This window comes from Amycolatopsis sp. NPDC058278, from assembly GCF_042881395.1.
GTDB lineage: Bacteria > Actinomycetota > Actinomycetes > Mycobacteriales > Pseudonocardiaceae > Amycolatopsis.
Genome location: NZ_JBHVXZ010000071.1, coordinates 26,478 through 51,169 on the forward strand (window position 1 = coordinate 26,478; position 24,692 = coordinate 51,169).

Sequence of the window (24,692 nt, forward strand, 5' to 3'; positions counted from 1 at the left end):
GATCTGGCCTGCTAGAACTGGTCGCGGAGCCCGCAGTCGGAGTACTCGCCGTAGCTTGACGGCCAGTCGAAGCTGGCGTTGTTGTTCTTCATGGTGGCGTTCAAGTTCCCCGAGTGGTACGGGGCGAACGACTGCGATGCGTAACTGCCGTTGCAGCCGCTGTTGTAGTAGACCGTCGCCTGGTAGGACCAGTTGTTGTAGACCGATGCGGCGTGGTTCTTGACCACCTCGCCCAGACCCCTGTTGGTGGTGCCGACCTTGTTGAAGGTCTCGTTGTCGAGGTTGCCGTCGGATTTCAGGTAGTCGGCGTATGCGCCGGCGTAGTTGCTGTTGAAGTAGAAGCAGAAATGCGCGACGGTGCAGGTGGGGGCCTCCGGGCTCGCGGTCGTTGCCTGGGCGGCCGGGGCTGCGGTGAGCCCGGCCGCGACAAGGACGAGGCCGATCGCGGTCTTCCGTACCTTCGAGATCATTGTTCCTCCCTCATTGTCGGACGTTGCCATGTCTTCACGCCCGAACGGTTCCGGCGTTGAGTGGAGCGTGCAGAGAACACTCGAATGGAGTAATCTGCATGTTAATTGGTGATTCAACCTTGTCCGGTTTTGCCTGCCGATCGATTCAGTTTCCGGCGACCGTGGGAGACCCGCGGTCCACCGTTGCACTGGTTGTGCCTGTCGCCGCCCATCAGTTCGAGTCCATCGTCAGCACGTTCTCGTGTTGCTAATCGCCATCAGTCGATGGCCGGCGTCGCCCTCCAATTCGCCAACGCGTTGGCAGGTGACGATGCCGTTGCCGATAGTGAGATGCTCGCAGTGCGCACTTTTGAACGCTGTGCGACCGGAGACGATTCGCATAGCGCTACTTCGCCCAATCGGCCCTGTCTTGATTGCACTTCTTCTGGTACTGGGCGTGTTGGCTGATACGGCTTCGTCATGCCAGAGGGGAGTTGGGATATCCGGGTTCCCGGGCCGTTGTGGGTGGGGTTGGCGAGGCGTCGAAAACAGACCTGGGGTCGCCGCAGGCACGTGCCGTGTTCGCGGTACTGCTACTGTCCGTGAATAAGCCGGTGACCTGGGAGAAAATCGCGCCGACGAGTTGTGGGACGAGCGCCTGCCGGCGACCGCGAAGACGCAGATCCACGGTTTGATCTCGCGGGTGCGCCGCGTGCTGCCGCAACCCCTGATCGCCACCCGGAGCTCGGGCTATGTCCTCGAGTTACCCGCAGAAGCGCTGGACATTCAGCGATTCACAACGCTCACCGCGACGGCCCGCGAGCTGATCGCGGAGGAGCAGTTCGAACAGGGCACGCAGCTGATGAACGACGCGCTCGGACTGTGGCGCGGCCCAGCATTACCTGGCATCCCCGTGCCGCCGTGCGGGCACCCCGACGTAGCGGTATTCCAAGCCATCTAGGGACGTCCTGTTGCCACGTGCGCCAATGTCTTGCACGCTCAGGAAAGATCGCGGAGACGCACGCTCGGCCGTGTCGCCGGGACGATCATCGATGGTGCGGGCGAAGGGACGAAGTTCATGGCGAATTCCCATGCGGCGAAGCTGGCCGTGCTCATCGATGCGGACAACGCCCAGCCCGCCACCATCGACGGGCTCCTGGCCGAAGTCGCCAGGTACGGCACAGCACACGTCAAACGCGCCTACGGCGACTGGACCTGCACGAATCTGTGTGCGGCTGGAAGGAACAGCTACTGACCGCCTCGGTCCAGCCGATGCAGCAGTTCGCCTACACCACCGGCAAGAACGCCACCGACGCGGCGATGATCATCGACGCGATGGACCTGCTCTACACCGGCCGCTTCGACGGATTCTGCCTGGTATCCAGCGACAGCGACTTCATCTGGGTGCGGGGGTTGGTTCACCCGGGCGGATCGGGCCGGGCTTCGGGGACGCACTGCCCCCGGCCGGGGTGTGCTTACCTTCGGGCGATCCACGACCCGGCGAGCCGGGCGAGGCCACCGCCGGTGACACCGACTCACCGTCACGCCACCACCCACGACGACTCCGCACCGTGTGGTGGGCCGGTGACTGCTGGCCGATGCCCTCGCACTGACGGCACGGCCGCTCGGCGCGAACAGCGACCAGAGGTGGGTGTCACGCCTGGTCGGTCGCGGGCTCGCTCAGCAGCGTGCGGCGGGCATCGGCGCTGGCTTTCTGGAATACGTGATGGACCTTCGACGGAGCGATTGCGTGGGCGAGGACGGTCGAGAGCAGTCCCGCCAGGGGTTGTTCGGGGTCGGTGTGCTCGAGCGCGATTCGCGCGACGGTTCCGTCGCCACGGAGGTAGGCGTACACCGCGATGATGGTGGCGAGCTGGGCGGCGATGGGATCGCGGCTGTGTTGCCACAGGTGCAGGACCAGGTTCTCGGCGGCTAGGCGTGCCGTGTGGTCGGGTAGGGCGAGCAGGGCGTCGCGGAACGCGGGCACGGCGAAGGTCGCGGCGAGATCGATGACGTCGGCCTCGTCGGTGGGCAGCTTGCCGTGGCCGGCGGCGCGGATCGCGGCGTCGGCGCGATTCAGGCGGACGTGCGCGGCCAGGTGCCAGGATTCGTCGATGGCGGCGGATTCGGCGGCGTGGGCGATGCGGGGGCGCAGCCGTGCGCGGAGCGGCTCGGGGGCTGGGGTGAATCGCGCCGCGAGGTCGTCGCGGCGGGCGGCAATGGTGTGTCCGGCGGCCGCGGCGGTGGTGGCTGCGGGGTCGGGCAGGACACCGGTGCGGTCGGTGTCGCGGTAGGAGCACCAGCGCGCGCCTTCGGCGATGTCCGGCACGGACACGACGTCGACGTCGGCGAATCCGTGCTTGGCCAGCTGCGCGATGCCGCTGTCGACGTCGGCGCGCAGCGGCAGTGCGTCGTCGCCGGCGGTGTCGTCGTCGACGCTGCGGACGACGACACCGGTCACGCAGAGGACGGGCAGATCGGCGCACTGCCGGTTGAAGTGCCGCGCGCAGCCTTCCGGATCGTGGGCGAGGTGGGCGAGGTCGATTCGGGCGAGCGGGCCGCTGCTGGCCGAGCCGGGGTCCTTTGTGAGCGTGGCGATCAGCACCAGGGAGTCCTCGGGTATGAAGCCGAGCAGCGCCGGGATGCTGGCGACTACGACGCTGGTGCTGGCGGGAGTGAGCGGCATCGACGATCGTCCTTTCAGGGAGGAGCGAGCACGGACTGTCGGTGAGGACCGGGGTGGGGAGACCAGCGGCCGAGTTCGGTGTGCAGCGTCCGCGTGGCGGGAGGGCGGGATAGCCCGTCGACGGTGAGGAGCGTTGTCAGCTCTCGGTGGAAGTAGTCAGAGTGACTCGCAACTGCTGCGCGACGTCTGCGATGTCGGTGTGCAGAGCGGTGAAGTCGACACTCTCGCGCATCCATCGGTGCACGAGCCGGGTGAGCTTTGTGGGGCGCGGACCGCGCTGGATGATGAGCCCGGCGACGCCGCTGTCTTTGCGCAGGAATGCCGTGACGGCGGTCAGCGCGGTCATCGTGGGCGCGTATCGGTCGGAGGCGTGTCGCCACAGGTGCAGCCACAGCGCCTGGGCCGCCCCGCATCGCTGGTCGGTGTCCTGGATGAGGTGGATGTCGCGGAGAAGGAAGCTGGACAGGGCGGCGATCAGTTCCGCGATCTGGTGCTGGTCGGTGGGGAGCCGGCCGTGGGTGGCGGCGGTGACCGCATCGTCGATCAGCTGCAGGCGCCGTCGCAGCCGGGGGAAGTCACCGGCGAGTTCTTCGGCCTGGACGTCTTCGGCGATCGGGTCGGCCAGGGTTGCGATGCGGTCGCGGATGTCGGCGGGCGCGGGAACGAATTGGGCGAGGAAGGCGTCGCGGTTGCGGTAGACGCGGTTGCCTTTCGCTTCGCGGTCGGCGGTGAGCGGGGAGATGGCGGGGTCGGGCAGGGTGCCGGTGTGGTCGGCGACGTCGTAGCAGGACCAGGCAGCACCGGGGGTGAAGCTAGGCACGTGCAGAAACTCGGTGTTGGTGAAACCGGATTCGTGCAGCTGGTGAACGAGTTGGTGAAGCTGAGATCGGTAGGGCAGGTCGGTGGTGTCGCTGGCGTCGTGGACGACGGCGCCGATGAGGCGCTGGATCGGCTGGTCGCCCAGTGCGCGGTTGAGGTCTGCGACGATCACGCGGGGCAGCCGCATGGCCGGGTCGAGGTCGAATCGGGTTGTGCGGCCCAGGCGGACAGTGCCGTCGGTGTGCACGACTGCGGCGACGATCACGAGGGAGTCGGTGGGGACGAACCCGATCAGGGCGGGTATGGCGGCCAGGAGATCCTCGTCGGTCAAGGAAATCGGTTCGGGCATCAGGGAACCTCGCTGACTAGAGTGGACGAATGGTGCGGCTGGTATGGAAGTGGCGGCGACCCGGTGGCCCGATCGGCCGCTGGTCGGTCGGCGACGTCGCCGATGGATCGACGGCGGATGTCGTCGCACGAGCGTCCTGTCCGGCAAGGAACAAGGGCGCGCACGACTGGAGACCGGAGGTCACCGGCCGAGTTCGGCGCGCAGCGTTCGCGCGGCGATGTGGGCGATCCACGGCGGTGACGGCCGTCGGACGTCCTGGCCGGAGGCGGGAATGAATCCGTTGACCGCGACGCTCCAGAACTCCGGCCATGGCTCGGCGTCGGTGCGTTCGCTGCGGTAGATCACGCGCACGTCCTGCCCGTCGGCACGCCGGGCGTGCGCGGTGATCCGGATCGCGACGCGCATGCGATCGCGGCGCTGCACGGGCTCGTCGTAGAGCAGCGAGACCGGCGTTGCGGGCAGCGCGCGGCACAGCTCGACGAGGACGCCGCGTGCGACGTTCCAGGCGCCGTAGTCGAGGAGGCTGCCGCGGTGGGGGATGTTGCAGGCGACCGACTCGGGCAGCACGTAGGAGCGGCTCCAGTCGTGGGGCCTGAACCACAACCGGTCCTCAGGCATGGTCGGCCACCGCCGTGTTCGCCTCGGCGACCGCGCGGGTTACGCACTTGTCGGTGAAGCGGCGCCGCTCGTCTTGCAGATGCTCGGGCCAGGTCCCGGCGTCGGGTTCGAGGATGTTCCAGGCGGCGGTGAGCGCGGCGTCGGTGCAGAGCCCGTCGGGATCGAGGTAGGGGTAGACGGTTTCGACGACCCGGCAGGCTTCCACGACACCGGAGGGGAAGCAGGTGTTCCAGACTGCGGTGATGAACGCGGTCTTGTGCCGCCGGGTGCGGGCGAGGTCGTCGAGCCAGGTTCGGGGTTCCGTCAGGAGTCGGCGGCCGCCGAGTTCGGTTTCGATCAACCGGCACGCCCGGGCGTAGGCGGATTCGGTGTAGCCGGACGGTGCGCTCTGGGCGGTGGTCGCGGTCATGGCGTACCTCCGGGTCGGGTGCGGGTGAACCCGACCTCCCGGAGCACACCCGTGATCCTCGGGCGCCTGTCAGCTCGCGCGACGTGGCGCGAGAGTCGGCGCCCGAGGGCCCGGGTGTGCTGTGCTGACGGCGGACTTCCGCACCGACCGGGGGCAGCGTGATCGCGGCATCGCACTCAGCAGCCCTGTGGTTGTGACTGCTCGCGGCGCCGATTGGTCTCCAACGTTCGTGGGACTCGAACGCGAGTGCCGATCAGCTCGGGGTTTAAGTCACGAGGATGCCGTCTGCGGGAAGACGTGGCGTCGGGTCTGCCGACGTGGTAAGCGTCGCAGCCCCGAATGGGGGCGCATCAACGCGAGTTGAGCTGCTGATGCCGGGCCGCTACAGGTAGTTGGGCGCGCACGCGGATGAAGTGGGGCCTTCTCGACGCTGGGGGGTGCTCGGCCGGATCGTCTACTCGAACCACGAGCCGCTCACCGCGCTGATGACGAGGCCGAGTGCGTAATACGGATCGAGTCTTGACGCCGAGGTGCGCCGGCACGGCTCGGCTGATCACCAGCGGCCTGTTCTGCCTTCGTCTTCCTCTATGCCCAGGGCTAAGGGATGTCTCGTAACTCGTGTTGTGGTTGGTGGGGCTGGTGTTGTGGTCAGGTGGTGAGGAGGATGTTGTGCAGATGCGCGATGCCGGACACTGTGTCGGCCAGTGTGCTGGCGGCGCGGCGGTAGTCGCGGAGGATCTTGAAGTTCTTCATCCGGGACAGGACGTGCTCGACGCGGGCGCGGATCGTGCGGTGCGTGGCGTTGAGGTCTTCTTTCCAGTCCGGCAGCTCGCTGCCGTGGCGGGGTTTGCGGTACGGCATGACAACCCCGGAATTGCCTTGGTAACCACCATCGGCCATCACCGGCCGATCGGCGAGCTGGTCGGCGATGCCGGAGTCGCGGTAGACGGTGCAGTCGTTGCGGCTGCCCGGCTGCGGGTCGCCGGTGGCGATCACCAGTCTGGTCTCGGCATCGATCGCGACCTGCACGTTGGTCGAGTATCGGTAGTTCTTCGACGGCGTCGCCAGCCGGTGATCCCGGGTCGGGACCAGGGTGCCGTCCACGATCGCCACGGAGTCGACCCGGCGTTTGGGGACCGGCGCAAGCGCCAGCAGCGGCCCGATCGTGTCGATCACCCGATGCGCCGCGGAGTGCGAGACCCCGAACAACGGACCGATCTGGCGCATCGTCAGGTTCGTCCGCCAGTAGGTCGCGACCAACAGAACCCGGTCTGCCAGCGGCAACGCCGACTGCCGGCCAGGGCGCCCGTCCGCGATCTCGTCCCGCCGCGCTTGGCGACCAACCGCACCACCTTGCGGAACTGGCCCGGTTCCAGCCCGGTGAACGGGGCAATCCACTCCGGTCGCGACGCTGTGATCACCTGCACCACGACATGATCAATTACCACAACGACCCACCCACCCCGATGCCGGGGTACGAGACATCCCTTAGGAATCGCGATGGAAGGTGAGGTTGATGGTTAGTGTTTCTTGGTGCTGCAGGTGACCATGGTCGAGGCGGCTGCGCCGGTGGTGCCGCCGGTGGGTGAGGTGACTTGGGCGTCGATGAGGTTGCCGTCTGGGTCGACGATGCTGCAGCTGGCGCCGCTGGGCATGTTCGAGAGGACGGTCAGTGTGAGCGTGCCGGCCCGGATTCTGTCGGTGTTGCCGCCGTTGGTGAGGTCGAGCTGGCCGTCGCTGTCTTCGGATACCCAGGAGGCGCTGAGGTTGCCGGTGGCACCGACGATGTAGTCGACCGGTGGTGGCCCGCTGGGGAGTTTGACGATGAGGATGACGCCGGCGGAGATGATGAGGACGGCCGCGGCGACGCCGACGAACAAGACTGTTCGGTGTCGGCGGGGCGGCGCGGCCGCGGTCTCCGGGTGTTCGGCGTCGTGCTCGGTCATGGCAGTTTGCTCCTTTGCTCCTGACGGCATCGCCGTGGTGATCCGTGGCGTTACGGAAATCCAGGTTGTCGTGCCGGCCAGGCGAAATGCCCGACATGGTGCAAATGTCGCGTCTGATGGCGTGGAGCGATACTCAGGTGGCTAGTGGCTTTGCGGCTGAATACCCCACTTGGTCTCTTTTCTTTCGCGGCGTGATCGGTCAGGGTGATCTTGGGTTCGTCGGGGGCCCGGCTGTGTGCTGGTGCTCTTGGGCGAGGGGGATCTCGTGCGTTGTTGTGGTGCGCGTTGGCGCGCTTTTTTGGTGTGCGTTGCCGTCGGTGTCGGGACTGTTGTGACGGTCGCGCCGGCTCATGCGGATGCACCTCGGGTTGTTCCGGGTTCGGCTCCGGACGAGGTCACGGCTGCTGCTTATGCCCGTGAGGGTGGTAAGCCGGTCGAGGTGGCGTCGGAGACGACCGAGACGTCGCAGGTGATGGCGAATCCGGATGGTTCGTGGACGATGACGCAGTACGTCCACCCGGTGCGGGTGAGGCAGGCCGGGGCGTGGGCGCCGGTCGATGCCACGTTGGTGCGGCGGGCGGATGGGTCGGTGGGGCCGAAGGCGGTCACGGTCGATGTCAAGCTCAACCCTGGTGGGACGGGTTCGGCGGGTGTGCCGATTGTGCAGGCGGGGCAGGACGGCAAAGAGGTCGGTCTGAAGTGGACGGGCGATTTGCCGGTGCCGGCGCTGGCTGGTGACACGGCCACCTACGGGGAAGTGCTTCCTGGCGTCGACTTGACGGTGAAGGCGGCTCCTGAGGGCTTCACGGAGAACTTGGTCATCAAGACGCCGGAGGCAGCGAAGAACCCCAAGCTGCGGGAGATCCCGTTCGGCCTGCACACGCGCAACACGACTGTCAGCGTTGCCGAAGGTCAGGGCCGTGGCACGCCGGCGCAGGCTGCTCCGACCGATGGGCTCGAGGTCAAGGACGCGGCTGGGCGGGTCGTGTTTTCCGGGGATGCCTCGCGGATGTGGGATTCCTCCGGTGACGGCTCACCGGCCGAGCGGGAGCTCGGTGAGGGTGGCGGCCGGCGGGAGGCCGTGATGGATGTCGCACTCACTCCCGACAAGGTGACCATCAGCCCGGACCAGGCGTTTCTGAGCGACCCGGCCACCCGGTACCCGGTGTCGCTGGACCCGGGCTACGACTGCAATTCGTGCTGGAACCAGGCGCATGTGGTAGTGCAGTCCGGACACGCGGGCGCGCACAACTGGAACGCCACGGGCGGGGACCTGTCGAACCTGAAGGCAGGTTACGAGAACTACGACACCGCCGGGACGTCGCGGTCCTACATCCAGATGAACAGTGAGCGCTTGGGTGGCACGGTGGTGCACAGCGCGACGCTGAACACCAAGGTCCAGCACAGCGCCAAGTGCGATGGAGACGCCAGGCCGACCGGGTTGTGGTTGTCGAACCCCGCATCCCCGGAGACCACCTGGGCCGCGCAGCCGGGGTGGGGCTACCAGGTGTCCACCATGAACGTCGCGAATTGCCACGACACACCGAACGTGGATGGGGTGTTCAATGCCACCGCGGCGGCGAAGGATGCTGCGGCGAACCGGTGGCAGAGCACGTGGTTCGTGCTGGCGGCCGCCAACGAAGGCGACGGGATGGCGGCGTGGCGGCGGTTCGACCTGAACCCGTACTTCGCGGTGAACTACGACTCCTACCCGAATTCGCCGGCGGCGCTGTCGATGCAGAACGGGACGCTGCCGTGTACGTCGGGGCCGGACCGGCCGTGGGTGTACACGAAGACGCCGCAGATCGCGGGCCGGTTGTCCGATCCGGACGGCGGCACGCTCTACGGCAAGTTCGCCGTCGCCTATGGTGCGCTCGGCCACAACGTCTATGTCCACGACAACGGCGACAATCTCGTGCCGGTGGGCACGGGCGGGTCGAACCAGGAGTCGACCGCGCAACTGGCCGCGGTCCCGCCGGGGTGGATCAACGAAGACGGCATCTACAACTGGTCGATGCAGGCCTACGACGATGAACTGTGGTCGAACTGGGTCGGCAACTGCGAGTTCGTCGTGGACACCAAGGTCCCGGCGCCGCCGGTGCTGGCGATGGCCTCGTGGACCAACCCCAAGGTCCAGGGCGACGCGGTGGAGTTCAGCGTGTGGACCGGCATGGCCACCGAGAACCTCTACGACATCGATCATTTCATCTACACCACCGACGGTTCCGAGCCCCAGCCTCAGGGCTCGCCGACCGCGCCGGCCACCCAGGGCGTCGACGCGAACGGGAAGATGGTCGCCACGACGTCGATCAAGGTGGTGGCGGCCAACGGCAACCAGAACCTGATCAAGGTCAAGTCGGTGAACAAGGCCGGCATGCCCAGCCCCAACGCCACGTGCGTGGTGCTCGCCGAATCCAACCCGGCGCTGGACGGCCCCTCCTGCTCGTACCACGTCCAGCCGCTCACGCCGGGCAAGAACCTGGTCGCGGCCTGGGGTGCCGACGAACCGTCCGGCACCACGTTGATCGACGCCGCGTCATCGACGCCGGACAACGCGACTCTGCCCACCCACCCGGCCACCACGTCCGGCGGTGTCACCCGCGGTGCGGGCTACAACCACGGCACCAGCTGGACCCACCCCGACACCGGCGGCTACAGCGACGGTGCGAAAGGCGCGATCGACCTCGACGGCACCAGCGGCTACGCCCAGACCGGCGACCGTGCGCTCGACCCGTCGAAGTCGTTCACGCTGGCGGCCTGGGCGAAACTCGCCGACACCACGCATTCGCAAACCATCATCGCCCAGGACGGCTCCCAGGCGATGGCGGTCGCGCTGCAGTACAACAAGGAAACCAACGCCTGGGCACTGCGCGTCTCGGCAGATGATTCAGTGACACCGGCGGCCGCCTGGGCCTTCTCGAGTGGACCGGCCCAAGTCGGGGTGTGGACCCACGTGGCGGGAACGTACGACGCGTCGACCCATGCTGCGACTCTTTACGTCGACGGCGCGAAGCAGAGCACGGTGATCGCTCATCCGTGGGCGGCGACCGGACCGGCGGTGCTGGGCGCGGCGAACTGGGCCGGGGTCCGCGCCGACTATTTCCACGGGTCGCTCGATGACCTGCAGGTGTGGCAGCGGGCCCTGTCCGGACAGGACGTCCACGACCTGGCCGGCGTATCCGTGCCGCTCGCGAACTACGGCCTTGCCGAGGGCTGCGGACCGGAGCTGACGTCGGCAACCTCGCGCGTCCCGTCGCTGCAGGCGAGCTGGGCGCTCGGGCAGACCAGCGGGAACACCGCCACCGACAGCACCGACTACGGCAACACCATTAGCCTCACCGGTGGTCACGCCTGGGTGCCGGGCCACGACGGCGGTGGGCTGCAATTGGACGGATTGAGCGGCTACGGATCCACCAGTGGTCTGGTCGCTGACGCCGCCAAGTCCTTCACCGTCTCGGCGTGGGTCAACCCGGCTGATCTCAACGTCGATCACACCGTGCTTTCCCAAGCGGGCGGCCAAGCCGCCAACTTCGTTATGCGCTATGACAAGACAGCCAACCGCTGGGCGTTCGGGATGTCACCGGCCGACAACACTGCGGCGGCGATGACCTGGGCGACGGGTACGTCGGTGCCGCAAGCGGGGACATGGACCCTGCTGACCGCGGCGTTCGACAAGGTCACCCGACGCATTCGGCTGTCGGTGAACGGGAAGCACGAAGCCGATGCCACGGTGGCCACGGCATGGACGGCGAACGGGCCGCTGCTGCTCGGCGCCGAGCCCGGTGGGAAGAACCTGTTCAAGGGAGTGCTCGACCAAGGGCAGGTGTGGTCACACGCCCTCACCGACGATCAGATCGCAGCGTTGACCGGCCAGAAGTACGTTGACACCGTCACCAACGCGACCGCCACGGCCGGCGGCGGAGTATCGCTCGAGGCCGAGAGCGACACCGGCGGTGACCTGGTCGGGTGTGCCGCGCAGTTCGACAGCACCTGGACCGGCCGGCTGGTCGGACCGCGGCCGGCGAACTTGCGGACGGAGAAGTCGTTCACGGTTGAGGGCTGGGTGAAGCACACCTGGACCGCGGCCGACATCGCCGCTTACGGCCCGGTCGACCCGGGGACAAGGACGCTGATCAGTACCGACGAGGCGCAGTTCTCGCCGTTCTTTCTCAGCTACCGTCCGTACAAGGACGCGGCCGGCCATGATCACGGCGCGTGGAGCCTGATCGTCACCGTCCCCAGCGCCGACGGCGTCTTCGCGTCCACGGAGTACAGCGACGCTGATGCGATCGACAATCAGTGGACCCACCTCGCCGCGAGCTACGACGTCGCCACCAAGACGATGTCCCTCTACGTCAACGGCAAGCTGCAGCACGGGAAGTTCTACACCGCGTCCGGGAACGCCACCGGGGTGGACGTCGGGGCCAGCACCGGGGGACTGCTGGTGGGCGGCGGGATCTGGACCGGGCAACGTACCAACAACCTCCACGGGGCTGTCGCCGGCGTGCGGGTGTTCTCCGGCCTCCGCGGCGCGGACCGGATCAACCTCGACAAGCGCGACGACGACCCCGGCGATCTCTTCGGCGTCACCCACTAGCCAAGCACCGGCTTCGGGGCGTCGAGCGCCCACCAGACCTAGGTAGGCAAACATGACTCACTCGCATGGCTTCGTGCGATTCCCCAGAAGCAGACGGGCATTGGCACTCGGTCTCGCCGTCGTGCTGCTGGGTTCGGCGCAGACCGCGGCGGCGGAAGCGGCGGCCGGCGGCTGGCACGGGCTGGGCTGGGACTTGCCCCCGTTGCAGCAGACCAGCTCCGTGGACGGCGTCGACGGCGGCTTCCGTGCGAAACCCGTCGTTCCGGCCGGATCGGGCGGTCCCGCGAAGGTCAGCTGGCCTGCGGCCACCAGCGCCGATGTCAACCTCCCCGTGGGCGCTGGCGCGGCGAAGGCGCCTGCGGGGCAGGCGGTCGCCGTGGCACGGTCGCAGGCGAAGACAGACGAGGCCCGGCACACACCGGGCAAGGTCCGGGTCAGCACCCTGGACCAAGCCGCGACGGCCAAGACCGGGATCAAGGGCGTGCTGATCAAGGTGGAGCCGGTGCTCGGTGACACGAGCGGGCCGGTGAACGTCGACGTCGACTACCGATCGTTCGGCGACGCCTACGGCGGTGATTTCGGTGGTCGCCTGCACCTGGTGCAGTACCCCTCGTGCCTGCTGACGACGCCGGACAAGCCCGAATGCCACGTCGGCACTCCGCTCTCGTCGGAGAACAACACCAAGACCCGGCACGTCGCGGCCGATGTCACCCTAGGGCAGAAACAGGCCGCAACGTCGATGCTGGTGGCCGCGGAAGCCGACACCAAGAGCGGCGGCGGCGACTTCACCGCGACCGACCTCAAACCGGCCGGCTCCTGGTCGTCAGGCGGGTCGTCGGCGGACTTCGACTACTCCTATCCGATCGGTACGCCTGCTGCGCTCGGGGGGACGGGTCCGTCGGTCAGCCTGAACTATTCCTCGAGTTCGGTGGACGGGCTGACCTCGGCGACGAACAACCAGGCCTCGGGTGTCGGTGATGGGTGGAGCCTGTCGGGTGGTGGGTTCATCGAACGCCGCTACAAGGGCTGCAGCCAGGACTTGGGTGGCAACAACGGCCAGACGAAGACCGGTGACCTGTGCTGGTTCAACGACAACGCCACCATTTCGTTCGCCGGCGCCAACGGTGACCTGATCCTGGACAAGAACACTCAGACGTGGCACCCGAAAGACGACGACGGCACCCGAGTCGAACGTCTCACCGGTGGCGCAAACGGCGACAAGTTCGGTGAGTACTGGAAGGTCACCACGCCTGATGGTGTCCAGTACTTCTTCGGCCTCAACCATCTGCCCGGCTGGTCGTCCGGCAAGCCGGAGACTCAGTCGACCTGGACTGCTCCGGTCTTCGGCAACAACAACCTCGAGCCGTGCAACGCCGCAACGTACGCTGCGTCTTGGTGCAACCGTGCGTGGCGGTGGAACCTGGACTACGTCGTCGATCCGCACGGCAACGCGATCGCGTACTACTACCAGCCCGAGACGAACTTCTACGGCCTCAACCGCAATGCCTCCACCGCCAACAATCCCGGCACGCAGTACACCCGCAGCGGCTACCTGCAGAAGATCGAGTACGGCTTCAACACCAAGGTCGCCGACACCTTCAGCCACGCGCCGGCGCAAGTGTTGTTCGACACGGCCGAACGATGCTTCCCCAGCGGCACGATCACCTGTGACCCCGGTCAGCTGAACTCGGGAACCGCGACGTCGTGGCCGGACGTGCCGTCGGAAACGATCTGCGCCCAGGGCGCGGTGTGCGTGTACAACTCGCCGTCCTTCTTCTCCCGCAAGCGCTACACCAAGATCACCACCCAGGTCTCCGACGGTGGCACGGGGTGGAAGCCGGTCCGTGAATGGGCGCTGACGCAGTCCTTCCCGCCCACCACGGACGGGAACAAGACGGCGCTGTGGCTGGACTCGATCACCGAGACCGGGAAGATCTCGAGCCCGAACACTGTCGGCTCGGCGATCACGCTGCCCGCGACGACGTTCCACCCGAGGTCGATGGCCAACCGGGTCAATGCCAACATCCAGTACACCGCGCTGACCCGCAACCGGATCGACGCCATCACCACCCCGCAGGGCGGCCTGACCTCGGTCAAGTACGCCGACCCCGAGTGCAAGCCCGGCGGCCCGATGCCCGATCCGGCGAACCTGAAGGGCAACACGCTGTCGTGTTACCCGGTGTACTGGTCACCGCCGGGGGCGACCGATCCGGTGCTGGACTACTTCAACAAGTTCCGGGTCACCGACGTCATCGAAGACGCCAACACCACGCAGCAGCCGCAGCAGAAGGTCACGCACTACGACTACCTCGGCGGCGCGGCCTGGCACTACGACGACGACCCGTTCTCCGATCCGAAGTACCGGACGTGGTCGCAGTGGCGTGGTTACGGCGACGTCAAGACGACCACCGGGCTCGGCCCGGCGGGCGGTGACCCGTCCGGCCCGCCGGTGACCACCGAGACGTTCTACCTGCGCGGCATGGAAGGCGCGACGGTCACCAGCCCGAATTGGCACGAGTCGGTCACCGACCGCAAGGAGTCGGCCGGCGTCGCCCGCGAGAGTGTCACCTACCGCGACGGCCAGGTCGTCGGAGGCAGCCTGACCGAGCCGTGGGTGTCGGACCCGACCGCCACCGACGCCGACGGCCGCACTGCGGCCTACACCGACACCGACACGGTCCGGACCCGTACCTGGCTGGACACCACCAGCACATGGCGGGTGTCGCGCACCCACACCACCCACGGCAAATACGGGCTCGCGACCGCCGTGCAGACCGAAGGCGACACCAGCGACCCCAAACAAACCAGCTGCACCCTGACCACCTACCTGGAGAACACCACCGCCTGGCTGCTGAACTCCTCCAGCCAGGTACGGAAGATCTCCGGGATCTGCGACGACAAAACCAACCCGCCCGGGCCCGGCAACATCGTCAGCGATACCCGGACCTACTACGACAAGCAAGCGTTCGGTGCGGCGCCCAGCGAAGGCAACATCACCCAGATCGACAGCCTCGACGACTGGCCCGCGGGCGGCACGGAGAAGATCAAGTCACCGGCCGCGACGACCGTGTACGACAAGTACGGCCGGGCGGTCAGCGCCACCGACGCGCTCGGTCTGACCAGCACGACGGCCTACACCCCTGCTGAGGGCGGTCCGGTCACGCAGGTCGACACGACCACACCGCCGGTCACTGCGGCCGCCGGAGCACCGAAGTTCATCTCCACCAAATACCTCGATCCGGTCTCCGGCGTCACCGTCGCGAGCACGGATGCCAGCGGCCTGCGCACCGACGCCACGCAGGACGCCCTCGGCCGGGTCCTGTCGGTGTGGAAACCCGGCCACAGCAAGGCGGCGAACTGGCCGGCGGACGTCATCTACAGCTACAGCGTCCGCAACGCCGGTGGCGTCAGCAACGTCACCACGCAGACCCTGCTCGCGAACGGGCAGTACGCCACCTCGTACACACTTGTGGACGGGCTCGGCCGCACGATCCAGACCCAGGCGCCGCGCACCGACGACGGTCCGGGCCGGATCATCACCGACACCTTCTACGACTCGCAGGGGCGGACGTACAAGACCCACAACGCCTACTGGAACAGCGCGGCCCCGTCGGCGACGCTGTATGTCACCGACGACGCGTCGGTTCCGAACACGACCTTGGCGACCTTCGACAGCGCGGGCAGCCCGCGCGCCAGCGCGTACCTGCTGCACGCGGTCGAGCAGTGGCGGACGACGACGATCCCGGACGGGGACCGCACGACCACGATCCCTCCGGGCGGGGGCACCGCGTCGACCACCATCACCAACGGGCTCGGGCAGACTGTCCAGCTGCTGCAGTACAAGGACCCGGCGAAGTACACGTCGGGTTCGCCGGCCGACACGACGACGTACACCTACACCCGCAGCGGCAAGCAGGCGACGGTCACCGATACGACCGGCAAGAACGTGTGGACCTTCGAGTACGACCTGAAGGACCGCAAGATCGCCTCGACCGACCCCGACACCGGCAAGACGACATTCACCTACGACGCGGCCGGCCGGCTGCTGACCACCACGGACGCGCGCCAGCGGCTGATCAGCTACACCTATGACAACCTCAGCCGCAAGACCGCCGAGTACGATGGCCCGGCGCTGACCGGCACGAAGATCGCCGGTTGGACCTATGACACCCTGCTCCCTGGGCAGCCGACCAGCTCCATTCGCTACGTCGGCACCAAGGCCTACACCAAGGAGACGACCGGCTACGACACCGCGGGCCGGCCCACCGGCAGCAAGGTCACCATCCCGCCCGGCGATAAAGGTCTCTCCGGCAGCTACCGGTTCGGGATCACCTACGACCCGAACTCCGGTGCGGTGCATACCATGAACACGCCCGAGGAAGGCGGCTTGCCTCCGGAGGAACTGTCGTTCGACTATTACGACAACGGCGCCCCGAAGACGATGCTGGCGGTCAACACCTCCGGCGACTTCACCAAGCTGGTCTCGTCGACGTCGTACAACCCGCTGGGGCAGGTGCTGCGGACCAACTTCAACGACGACCAGAGTCCCTACCAGGTCTCGGTGACCAGTACGTACACCGATGGCACCAACCGGCTCGAAACGGTTCAGGCGCAGCGCTCGACGTCGTCGGACTACTGGATCGCCAACCGGGTGTACACCTACAACCAGGTCGGCAACCTCACGAAGATCGCCGACACCCCACCAGGTACCAAGGCCGACGTCCAGTGCTTCCGCCAGGACTACCTGCAGCGGCTCACCGAAGCGTGGACTCCGTCCTCAGGGGATTGTGCGGCCCAGCCGACGACGGCGGGTATCGACGGCGCGGCACCGTACTGGATGTCCTGGACCTTCGACGACACCGGCAACCGCAAGACCCAGGTCCAGCACACGACGTCCGGTGACATCACGACGGCTTCGACGTACCCCGGCCCGGGTGCTTCACGGCCACACGCTGTCGAGGCTGTCACGACCACCGGGCCGTCGGGGACAACCCAGACGAGCTACGGCTACACGAAGACCGGAAGCACGGAGTCGCGTGGCCCGGCCGGTGCGGCGCAGACGTTCACCTATGACGCCGAGGGCCGTGTCGCGACGGCGAAGGAGGCCAACGGAGGCGACAGCAGCTACCTCTACGACGCCGACGGCAACCTGCTGATCACCAAGGACCCCAGCGGAACGACGCTCTCGGTCGGGGACATGGAGCTGTTCGTCCCCACCGGCGGCAGTTTTGCCTCGGGCACGCGGTTCTACAGCTACAACGGCCAGGTCATCGCGACCCGCGCGTCGTCGGGTGTGTTGAGCTGGAAGCTGTCCGATCACCAAGGCACGACGTATGCGACGGTGGATTCCGGCAGCAAACTCACGGTGACCAAGCGCTGGCAGGACCCGTACGGCACCAGCCGCGGAACACCGCCGTCGACCTGGCCGGACAGGCACGGCTTCGTCGGCGGCTACCAGAACACGACCGGGCTCACCCACCTGGGCGCGCGCGAGTACGACCCGCTGTCCGGCCGGTTCCTGACGGCGGACCCGATGCTGGACACGGGCAACCCGCAGGCGTTGAACGCCTACAGCTACGGCAACAACAGCCCGATCTCGTTCAGCGACCCGCTCGGGCTGATGTGGGGAGCCGAGTGCGGCCCCGACGGAGTCCTGTGCGGGACTGGCGAAGCGATGTCGGACCCCAACTACGTCGACAACCGCGCGTACTTCATGAAGAAGCGCGGGTACAGCCAGCAGTCCATCGACAGCTTCCGCCACATCGCCGCTAACAGCGGCTGCAAACGGGGCTCCGCCTGTAGTAACGAACGCTCCCGGCCACGGTGGGTGAAGCAGCACGCGCCCACGTCGAATGACTCGCAGCGGCTGAAAGACCTGTTCTACTACTCGTTCCAGATGACGACGAGCCAAAAGGACTGGTGGCTGCCCCAAATAGGTGGCGACCACGGCGCTGAGACAAGCTGCTTCGGGCGCTGGGCCTGTCAACAAGCCTGGATCTATCTGATCAATCACCCGGAGGATGTCGCAGGCGCCAAGAGTATTGCGGCGACGTACTGCACTGAGCACTACGACGAGTGCGTCTCCCGTGCGAACGATATGGTGTTCTGGGGAACGGTGGTCCAATCTGCCGAAGAAGACCTTGCTTTGATCGATGGGGTTAATGGTGGAAAAGCTGGAGGACGTAGCGTCCGAGGTTGTAATAGCTTCGTAGCTGGAACGCCCGTGCTAATGGCTGACGGTAGCACCAAGTCAATCGAATCGGTCGAGGTAGGCGACGAAGTCGCCAACGCGGAGCCTGAAAATAGCGTCGTCCAGCACCACGCTGTGGTCGCGTTGCACGCGACGGCTCAGGATCGCGAGTTCGTAGACGTCGAGGTTGCGACACCCGACGGTCCGAAGACCATCGAGACAACTGATCACCACCGGTTCTGGGACGTCACCGCGCACGCTTGGCGGAATGCCGACGACCTTGGCGTGGGCGATGCGCTCTCGAGTCCGCAGGGTGAACTCACGCAGATCATAGGTCTGAGACGGTTCCCTGCGGCCTGGCGCACCTTCAACCTCACTGTGAATGGTGTCCACACCTACTACGTGCTCGCCGGGCGGTCGCCAGTCCTGGTTCACAATTCGGGGTGTGCTGGCCGTGACCTGATCGACGGTCAAGCCCAATTCCACATTATTAACGGAGATGCGACGGGTGGTGGGCATAAGTGGCCTGGTCAGCCGGGAAAGACTGTGTTCCCGCCCAGTTGGGACACCGACCGCATCTTGAACGGGGTCGCTGAGGTCGCAACCAATCCGGCGAGTAAGTGGGAGCAGCAGACCGGCAAGGCGGGGGCGCTGTACACTAAGTCGGGCGATCCGTCGAGGTGGAAGATCGAAGGCGTGGTCGACGGTGTTAGAATTCGTGTCATTTACGAACCGGCCACGGACCGGGTGGTGACTGGGTTCCCTCTTCAATGACGGTAGGAGCGATAGCAATGACAAAGGATTGGTTGTCATATCGACGTGAAGTAGAGTCATTGTTGAATGATTCTCCGCTCGATGCACACGGTAGTGTCTTCTCGAGTGTTCAAGAACTTGTGGAAGCGGGCGAGTACTCGCTTGCATTCGACACGATTTGTTCCTGGATATACGAGGACAGCCTTCCTGTCGGGACGGACTATTATAAGCGACTGCTCAACGCGTCCGAAAACCTCGGTTCGAAGCGGTTGGTGTTGCTCATCGGCGAGCTCGTGGAGTGACGGTCCAAGGCCGGGCGAGCTACGACTACGCCGAGACGGCGTCCGCGGCGGGCAGTGAGCGGGGTAATGCCGCGGGCACGGACAAGGCGACGGTACTTGTCGCGGTCGTAGCCGAGGTCAGCGTAGAGCTGACAAGGTTGGCGACGTGGCTTGCCGACCACGTCGCGGATCGGCGGGACGGCGTCGAGCAGCAGGTGTCGGTGACCAACACCTACTCCGACGGTACCAACCGGCCTGAGACGGTTCAGGCGCAGCGTTCGACGTCGTCGGACTATTGGATCGCCAACCGCGTCTACACCTACAACCAGGTCGGCAACCTCACGAAGATCGCCGACACCCCGCCGGGCACGAAGAGCGACGTCCAGTGCTTCCGCCAGGACTATCTGCAGCGGCTCACCGAAGCCTGGACGCCGTCCTCGGCTGACTGCACGACCCAGCCCACGACCGTGGACCTCGGCGGCGCGGCACCGTCCTGGACGTTCGACGACGTCGACAACCGCAAGACCCAGGTCCAGCACGCCACGTCCGGAGATGTCACGACGGCCTCGACGTACCCGGCTCCCGGTGCTTCGCGCCCGCACGCGGTCGAGGCTGTCACGACCTCAGGTCCATCGGGTACGACTCAAACGACCTACGGCTGCACGCAGATCGGAAGCACGGAATCCCGTGAGCCGGCTGGTTCGGCGCAGACGTTCACCGATGACGCCGAGGGCCGGGCCGGGGCGCGACAGCGAAGGAATCTCCGCGTTGCGGTCGCGGCGGTTTCGGCGGTTTCGGCCCACGGCCGGTCAAGCGCAGTCGCGGTCATCTCTTCCGCCTCCTGTTGTGCGATCCCGCCGGTCGGTGGTACTGCGTTGACCACGATCACTAACTGTCGTCGCTTCGTGAAAACTGACCCCCAGGAGTCTTCCGAAAGTTGACCCCCTCTGAGGTAGGAGGGTGCTGAACGTGGAGGACTGGGCGGAGATCCGCCGGTTGCATCGGGCTGAGGGCGTGCCGATCAAGGAAATCGTCCGGCGGCTGGGGATCTCGCGGAACACGGTCCGGGCGGCGTTGAGGTCCGAGGGCCCGCCGAAGTATGAGCGGGCCTCACGGGGGTCGGTGGCGGATGCGTTCGAGCCGCAGATCCGGGCGCTGCTTGCGGAGTGGCCGCGGATGCCGGGACCGGTGATCGCGCAGAAGATCGGGTGGCCGCACTCGATGTCGCCGTTGAAGAAGAAGCTGGCCGCGTTGCGCCCGGAGTATTCCGGGATCGACCCGGTCGACCGGGTGGTCTACGAGCCCGGCCAGATCGCTCAGTGCGACCTGTGGTTCCCCGAGCCACGGATCCCGGTCGCCGCGGGCCAGGAAAGGGTGCTGCCGGTGCTGGTGATGACGCTGTGTTTCTCGCGGTTCCTGGCCGCGACGATGATCCCGTCGCGGCAGGCCGGCGACATCCTGTCGGGGATGTGGCAGCTGGTCAACGGGATCGGCCGGGTCACGAAGCGGCTGGTCTGGGACCGGGAGTCCGCGATCGGCGGGACCGGTCGGGTCAGCGCCCCGGCCGCGGCGTTCGCCGGCACCCTGGCCACGAAGATCGTGCTCGCGCCGCCGCGGGACCCGGAGTTCAAGGGCATGGTCGAGCGGAACAACCAGTTCCTGGAGACCTCGTTCCTGCCCGGTCGGGTCTTCACCAGCCCGGCCGACTTCAACACCCAGCTGGCCGAGTGGCTGGCCCGGGCGAACAACCGGACCGTCCGGTCGATCCAGGGCCGCCCGGTGGAGCTGCTGGAGACCGACTACCAGGCGATGCTGCCGCTGCCGCCGGCCGCCCCGCCGACCGGGCTGAACCAGCGCGTCCGGCTCGGCCGGGACTACTACGTGCGGGTCGACACCGTCGACTACTCCGTCGACCCGCGGATGATCGGCCGGTTCGTCGACATCGCTGCAACCCCGGAGCAGGTGACGGTGCTCTGCGACGGTCAGGTCGTCGCCCGGCATAACCGCTGCTGGGCCAAGCAGGTCGTGGTCACCGACCCGTCCCACCAAGCCTCCGCAGCCTTGCTGCGGAAGAACTTCGCGGCCGAACGCCTGCGCCGCGAGGTCTCCGGCGAGACCCGTCGTCACGCCGACGGACACGTCGTCGCGATGCGGGCCCTGCCGGACTACGACGCGCTGTTCGGCGTCGATTTCACTGCACCACCAACGAAAGCGAGCAACACGTGAGCACGACCGCCAAGCCCAAACCGTCGGCCGCAGCGCCGAAAGATGGGCTGCCATCCCAGATCGCCTACCTCACCCGGGCGCTGAAGACCCCGACGATCGGGGCGTTCTGGGAACAACTGGCCGGCCAGGCCCGCGACGAGAACTGGTCGCACGAGGAATACCTCGCTGCGCTGCTGCAGCGCCAGGTCGCCGACCGCGAGTCCAAAGGCACCGTGATGCGGATCCGCACCGCGCACTTCCCGGCGGTCAAGACCTTGGAGGACTTCAACCTTGACCACCTGCCCTCGCTGCGCCGCGACATCTTGGCGCATCTGTCGACCGGCACGTTCGTCGCCAAGGCCGAGAACGTGATCCTGCTCGGCCCGCCCGGCATCGGCAAAACCCACCTCGCGATCGGGCTCGGCGTCAAAGCCACCCAGGCCGGCTACTCGGTGCTGTTCGACACCGCCAGCAACTGGGTCGCCCGGCTCACCGCCGCCCACCACGGCAACCGGCTCGAGGCCGAACTCAAGAAGATCCGCCGCTACAAGCTGATCATCATCGACGAAGTCGGCTACATCCCGTTCGACCAGGACGCGGCGAACCTGTTCTTCCAGCTCATCGCCTCCCGCTACGAGCAGGGCTCGGTGATGGTGACCTCAAACCTGCCGTTCGGCCGCTGGGGCGAGACCTTCTCCGACGACGTCGCCGCCGCGGCCATGATCGACCGCCTGGTCCACCACGCCGAGGTCCTCACCCTCACCGGCGATTCCTACCGCACCCGCCAACGCCGCAACCTGCTCCGCGACCAGCAGCAGAACCCCAACCAGAACTAGACAACACCGCGCAGGGGGTCAATTTTCCGGAGACCGCCCGGGGTCAAAGTTCCCGAAGCGTTGACACTAACGGGCTCGGTCAGGCCGTACAGCTGCTGCAGTACAAAGACCCGGCGAAGTACGCGCCCGGTTCGCCGACCGCCACGACCTCTCCGGCTCGTTGACCTATGACGCCGAGGAGGTGGCCGCCTTGCAACTTTGCGGGCGATGCTGAATTCTTCGCGGTGCGAAACGGTAGCGGTGCGGTCATCAAGGTCTCGGTATCGGACTCCGCTATTGCTTCACTAAGGGCATCGAGAGCTGTAAATGCGACCAATTGTAAGAGGTCAAAGTCCCGACTTTGAGGGTGCAGAGTAGATCTGCCGTTCGAATGCTGGTGGCCGCTGATGCGGGGAACGATTTTGCTCTGCTGGAGCTGGTGCGTATGAGGGAAGAAGCCGGGGGCCGGGAAGGGGCGGAAGTTCTCGCGTGGCGGGCCGCCGGCTGGGTGAAAGTCGTGTCGAACATGCCGAGGGTTACCACCTCGGAGTCACCGAATTAGCCTGCGTATCATTCGCTCCGCCGTTCAATCACGATTCGCAATCGCGCTGGTCACAGCATCGGCGACCGGGTTGACCTGCAGTCCGGCGTAGCCGTCCGAGCCGAGCGTCCTGGCAGACTGAGCCGGAGGGCCAGGCGCCGTAGGGGTAACACACAGCTCGTTTGGTGACGTCGGCCACCGTGTCGGTCTCCTCGTTCGTGTCCGCCGCCTCGTCCGCGTCGACGCGGGCGACGTCGTCGAGGTTCTAGAGGGCAACCTGGGCGGGCCCGCCGTCACCGTCGATGTCGTCCAGTCGCCTGGCTGTCGGAGTCCTGGCCCGGCTGATGGGGCTGCATTTCGCCAGCCTCGTCGTCGCCGTCGTCGGGATGTTCGTCGGTGGTGGCCGCGGTGTCGGGTCATCGAGGTGGGCGGCGATGACGCTCGGCTCGGTTTCCGGGTCGATGACCTTGCGCTCGACGTCGGAGGCGGGGTAGCCCCAGGCATGGCGGGTCTCGGACCGGCGCTGGCGATTGGTTCCAGCGTCGCCGTGCTCAACCCGATGGACGCCGGCCGGTTGCGTGCTGCGTTGCGGGAGGCGATCGAGCTCTACGCCCGTCTCGACGGCGCCACCCGCGAGGGCGCACCGACACCTCGCCGTCATCCCGGGCCCCTGCCGACCCCGCACCGCGAAGTCCCGGCCGGGCGACACACGGCGGACGCGGCATCGGCGGGCCCGGTGCTGCTGCACGAGGACGACGACGAGCCCACCGGGCGCCACGCCCGCCTCGCGAGCCTCTTCGACTCGGACGCGGCTTGATGCTCGACCCCTGCGTCTCCGTCACTGATCTCGACCTCGGCGAGCGTCTGGCCGTCGTCGCAGGCGCAGACCCGGTAGGGCTCTTGCGAGCAGCTACTGGATGGACTGCGCGCGTCAACACGGCGGAGCCGCGTCGCGCGCTGCCGCACTTCCCCGATCGGTTCGCTCCCGCGACATCGAGTGGCTCACCGTCGGCCGACGCCGACACGACCACGCCGCGGCCCCAGGTGGGAAGCGCTGTCATGCCTCCCTGCCCCGCGCTTGACGTCGATATGCGAAAAGACGACGAGCATGCCCGTCCCCTGTGACATCACCCCTTCAGCAACTGGCGACATGACCTGGCACCGGTGCGAGTACTACCGGGCCGAATGTGGATTGCCCGCCCAGCTCGTCGACGATGACCGGATCGTTCTGCAGCTCGGCGGGGTGTTCGGCGCGGTCACCATGCCCGCCGGGCTGGGCCGCAAGGTGGTGGCGAGCCTGCGGGTCCGGGCGATGCCGGCCCCGGCTCTGGCCCATCCCGGCGGGCAGCGATGGACCCTGCTGAGCGGCCCAGGCACCGTGACGCTGGACGAGCTGGCCGCGCTGGTGCTACTGGGCGTCAGCGTGGTCGGTGAGACCGCGGTGGTGGTGCTGCCCTCGCCGGAGACCGAAGCGCTGGGCCTGTGGCACTGGATCGAGCCACCCACCCAGGTCGACCTGCCGCCGCAAGCTGCCCTGCTGACCACCACGCGAGCGATGGCCGTTCCCACGTCGCGAACTCGATCGGCACAGCCGTGAACCCGGAACGGCCACCCAGTGCCGCGCTGGCGGCGCTGCGCAACGAGCTGATCGAACGCGCGGCCGCGGACCAGCACGCCCGATCCGCTGGGCATCGCGGCTGGCTGGCCAGGTCCATCGCCGGCTCGCGCAACACTGACCCGACAAACCGCTTGCTCGGCCACGGTGAATGCGCGCCATCATCGACGCCTACGGCCTGCCGGCCCGCGGCGCGGGTTCCTCGGCCGCATCATCGAGTACGTCGTACCCGACACCGCGAACGAAGCCACCGTCGCCCCCGGATATGACCATCCACCCTGCGCCTTCGGTGACGGAGCGTTGATGTTCAGGCGCGGGCACTCCGCATCGCTTCGGCCCTTGGGACTGACGCTTCCCAAAGTTCCGTTAACCAAGATCACAAAGCGCTGACCAGCGCGTATGTACCGCCTCTTGAAGCC

General features: G+C 66.9%; 16 protein-coding genes and 3 pseudogenes. 11 read left to right on the forward strand and 8 right to left on the reverse strand.

Features of this window, described 5'->3' with window-relative positions; genetic code table 11:
* Nucleotides 1-11: 11 nt before the first annotated feature.
* On the reverse strand, nucleotides 12-470 hold the full coding sequence (locus tag ACFVYA_RS31290; protein WP_387050092.1) for a peptidase inhibitor family I36 protein: 459 nt from the start codon (nucleotides 468-470) through the stop codon (nucleotides 12-14).
* Between the two features lie 622 nt (nucleotides 471-1,092).
* Between ACFVYA_RS31290 and ACFVYA_RS31295 the strand changes: the two genes are divergently transcribed.
* From ACFVYA_RS31295 to ACFVYA_RS31305, 3 genes and pseudogenes are all read left to right on the forward strand, one after another.
* Complete coding sequence (locus tag ACFVYA_RS31295) at nucleotides 1,093-1,410, forward strand: BTAD domain-containing putative transcriptional regulator (RefSeq protein WP_387050093.1); 318 nt, start codon at nucleotides 1,093-1,095, stop codon at nucleotides 1,408-1,410.
* Nucleotides 1,411-1,527: 117 nt separating this feature from the next.
* On the forward strand, nucleotides 1,528-1,704 hold the full coding sequence (locus ACFVYA_RS31300) for a hypothetical protein (protein ID WP_387050095.1): 177 nt from the start codon (nucleotides 1,528-1,530) through the stop codon (nucleotides 1,702-1,704).
* A 17-nt stretch (nucleotides 1,705-1,721) separates the two neighbouring features.
* A pseudogene (locus ACFVYA_RS31305) lies at nucleotides 1,722-1,793 on the forward strand (hypothetical protein); the annotation flags it as partial.
* A 310-nt stretch (nucleotides 1,794-2,103) separates the two neighbouring features.
* Here ACFVYA_RS31305 and ACFVYA_RS31310 read toward each other — a convergent pair.
* From ACFVYA_RS31310 to ACFVYA_RS31335, 6 genes and pseudogenes are all read right to left on the reverse strand, one after another.
* Complete coding sequence (locus tag ACFVYA_RS31310; RefSeq protein WP_387050097.1) at nucleotides 2,104-3,135, reverse strand: DUF4192 domain-containing protein; 1,032 nt, start codon at nucleotides 3,133-3,135, stop codon at nucleotides 2,104-2,106.
* A 136-nt stretch (nucleotides 3,136-3,271) separates the two neighbouring features.
* Nucleotides 3,272-4,303 (reverse strand): DUF4192 domain-containing protein, encoded by a 1,032-nt coding sequence (locus ACFVYA_RS31315; protein WP_387050116.1) that lies wholly within the window; start codon nucleotides 4,301-4,303, stop codon nucleotides 3,272-3,274.
* Between the two features lie 180 nt (nucleotides 4,304-4,483).
* Nucleotides 4,484-4,921, reverse strand: coding sequence for a hypothetical protein (locus tag ACFVYA_RS31320; RefSeq protein ID WP_387050099.1), 438 nt, complete (start codon nucleotides 4,919-4,921; stop codon nucleotides 4,484-4,486).
* On the reverse strand, nucleotides 4,914-5,330 hold the full coding sequence (locus ACFVYA_RS31325) for a hypothetical protein (RefSeq protein WP_387050101.1): 417 nt from the start codon (nucleotides 5,328-5,330) through the stop codon (nucleotides 4,914-4,916). Before ACFVYA_RS31325 ends, ACFVYA_RS31320 begins: the two co-directional genes overlap by 8 nt.
* Before the next feature lie 648 nt (nucleotides 5,331-5,978).
* Nucleotides 5,979-6,757: pseudogene (locus ACFVYA_RS31330) on the reverse strand (transposase family protein).
* Between the two features lie 93 nt (nucleotides 6,758-6,850).
* Nucleotides 6,851-7,276: a hypothetical protein gene (locus ACFVYA_RS31335; protein ID WP_387050102.1), complete on the reverse strand. Its 426-nt coding sequence runs from the start codon at nucleotides 7,274-7,276 to the stop codon at nucleotides 6,851-6,853.
* A 439-nt stretch (nucleotides 7,277-7,715) separates the two neighbouring features.
* On the opposite strand from ACFVYA_RS31335, the gene ACFVYA_RS31340 reads away from it, so the two are divergent.
* From ACFVYA_RS31340 to ACFVYA_RS31350, 3 genes are all read left to right on the forward strand, one after another.
* Nucleotides 7,716-11,873 (forward strand): LamG-like jellyroll fold domain-containing protein, encoded by a 4,158-nt coding sequence (locus ACFVYA_RS31340; RefSeq protein ID WP_387050104.1) that lies wholly within the window; start codon nucleotides 7,716-7,718, stop codon nucleotides 11,871-11,873.
* 100 nt (nucleotides 11,874-11,973) lie between these two features.
* Nucleotides 11,974-18,837 (forward strand): RHS repeat-associated core domain-containing protein, encoded by a 6,864-nt coding sequence (locus ACFVYA_RS31345; RefSeq protein WP_387050105.1) that lies wholly within the window; start codon nucleotides 11,974-11,976, stop codon nucleotides 18,835-18,837.
* Between the two features lie 17 nt (nucleotides 18,838-18,854).
* Complete coding sequence (locus ACFVYA_RS31350) at nucleotides 18,855-19,118, forward strand: MafI family immunity protein (protein WP_387050106.1); 264 nt, start codon at nucleotides 18,855-18,857, stop codon at nucleotides 19,116-19,118.
* A 41-nt stretch (nucleotides 19,119-19,159) separates the two neighbouring features.
* Here the strand turns inward: ACFVYA_RS31350 and ACFVYA_RS31355 are convergent.
* Nucleotides 19,160-19,309, reverse strand: a pseudogene (locus tag ACFVYA_RS31355) (IS5/IS1182 family transposase); the annotation flags it as partial.
* 748 nt (nucleotides 19,310-20,057) lie between these two features.
* Here ACFVYA_RS31355 and istA point away from each other — a divergent pair.
* The 5 genes from istA to ACFVYA_RS31380 all read left to right on the forward strand — a co-directional run bounded on the left by istA (nucleotide 20,058) and on the right by ACFVYA_RS31380 (nucleotide 24,255).
* A complete protein-coding gene (gene istA / locus ACFVYA_RS31360) occupies nucleotides 20,058-21,323 on the forward strand; it encodes an IS21 family transposase (protein WP_387050107.1) in 1,266 nt (421 codons plus the stop codon).
* Nucleotides 21,320-22,138 carry an IS21-like element helper ATPase IstB gene (gene istB, locus ACFVYA_RS31365; RefSeq protein WP_387050109.1) on the forward strand — a complete coding sequence of 273 codons (819 nt, stop codon included), beginning with the start codon at nucleotides 21,320-21,322 and terminating at the stop codon, nucleotides 22,136-22,138. Before istA ends, istB begins: the two co-directional genes overlap by 4 nt.
* Nucleotides 22,139-22,960: 822 nt before the next feature.
* Nucleotides 22,961-23,152 carry a hypothetical protein gene (locus tag ACFVYA_RS31370; RefSeq protein WP_387050110.1) on the forward strand — a complete coding sequence of 64 codons (192 nt, stop codon included), beginning with the start codon at nucleotides 22,961-22,963 and terminating at the stop codon, nucleotides 23,150-23,152.
* A gap of 8 nt (nucleotides 23,153-23,160) precedes the next feature.
* A complete protein-coding gene (locus ACFVYA_RS31375; RefSeq protein ID WP_387050112.1) occupies nucleotides 23,161-23,475 on the forward strand; it encodes a hypothetical protein in 315 nt (104 codons plus the stop codon).
* Nucleotides 23,476-23,808: 333 nt separating this feature from the next.
* A complete protein-coding gene (locus ACFVYA_RS31380) occupies nucleotides 23,809-24,255 on the forward strand; it encodes a hypothetical protein (protein ID WP_387050114.1) in 447 nt (148 codons plus the stop codon).
* Nucleotides 24,256-24,692 lie beyond the last annotated feature (437 nt).

Coding starts and splice junctions, on each gene's coding strand:
- ACFVYA_RS31350 (WP_387050106.1), top strand. CDS start 18,855: ATGACAAAGGATTGGTTGTCATATCGACGTGAAGTAGAGTCATTGTTG.
- ACFVYA_RS31300 (WP_387050095.1), top strand. CDS start 1,528: ATGGCGAATTCCCATGCGGCGAAGCTGGCCGTGCTCATCGATGCGGAC.
- ACFVYA_RS31315 (WP_387050116.1), bottom strand. CDS start 4,303: ATGCCCGAACCGATTTCCTTGACCGACGAGGATCTCCTGGCCGCCATA.
- ACFVYA_RS31325 (WP_387050101.1), bottom strand. CDS start 5,330: ATGACCGCGACCACCGCCCAGAGCGCACCGTCCGGCTACACCGAATCC.
- ACFVYA_RS31370 (WP_387050110.1), top strand. CDS start 22,961: ATGTCGTCCAGTCGCCTGGCTGTCGGAGTCCTGGCCCGGCTGATGGGG.
- ACFVYA_RS31290 (WP_387050092.1), bottom strand. CDS start 470: ATGATCTCGAAGGTACGGAAGACCGCGATCGGCCTCGTCCTTGTCGCG.
- ACFVYA_RS31310 (WP_387050097.1), bottom strand. CDS start 3,135: ATGCCGCTCACTCCCGCCAGCACCAGCGTCGTAGTCGCCAGCATCCCG.
- ACFVYA_RS31335 (WP_387050102.1), bottom strand. CDS start 7,276: ATGACCGAGCACGACGCCGAACACCCGGAGACCGCGGCCGCGCCGCCC.
- ACFVYA_RS31375 (WP_387050112.1), top strand. CDS start 23,161: ATGGCGGGTCTCGGACCGGCGCTGGCGATTGGTTCCAGCGTCGCCGTG.
- ACFVYA_RS31320 (WP_387050099.1), bottom strand. CDS start 4,921: ATGCCTGAGGACCGGTTGTGGTTCAGGCCCCACGACTGGAGCCGCTCC.
- ACFVYA_RS31380 (WP_387050114.1), top strand. CDS start 23,809: ATGACCTGGCACCGGTGCGAGTACTACCGGGCCGAATGTGGATTGCCC.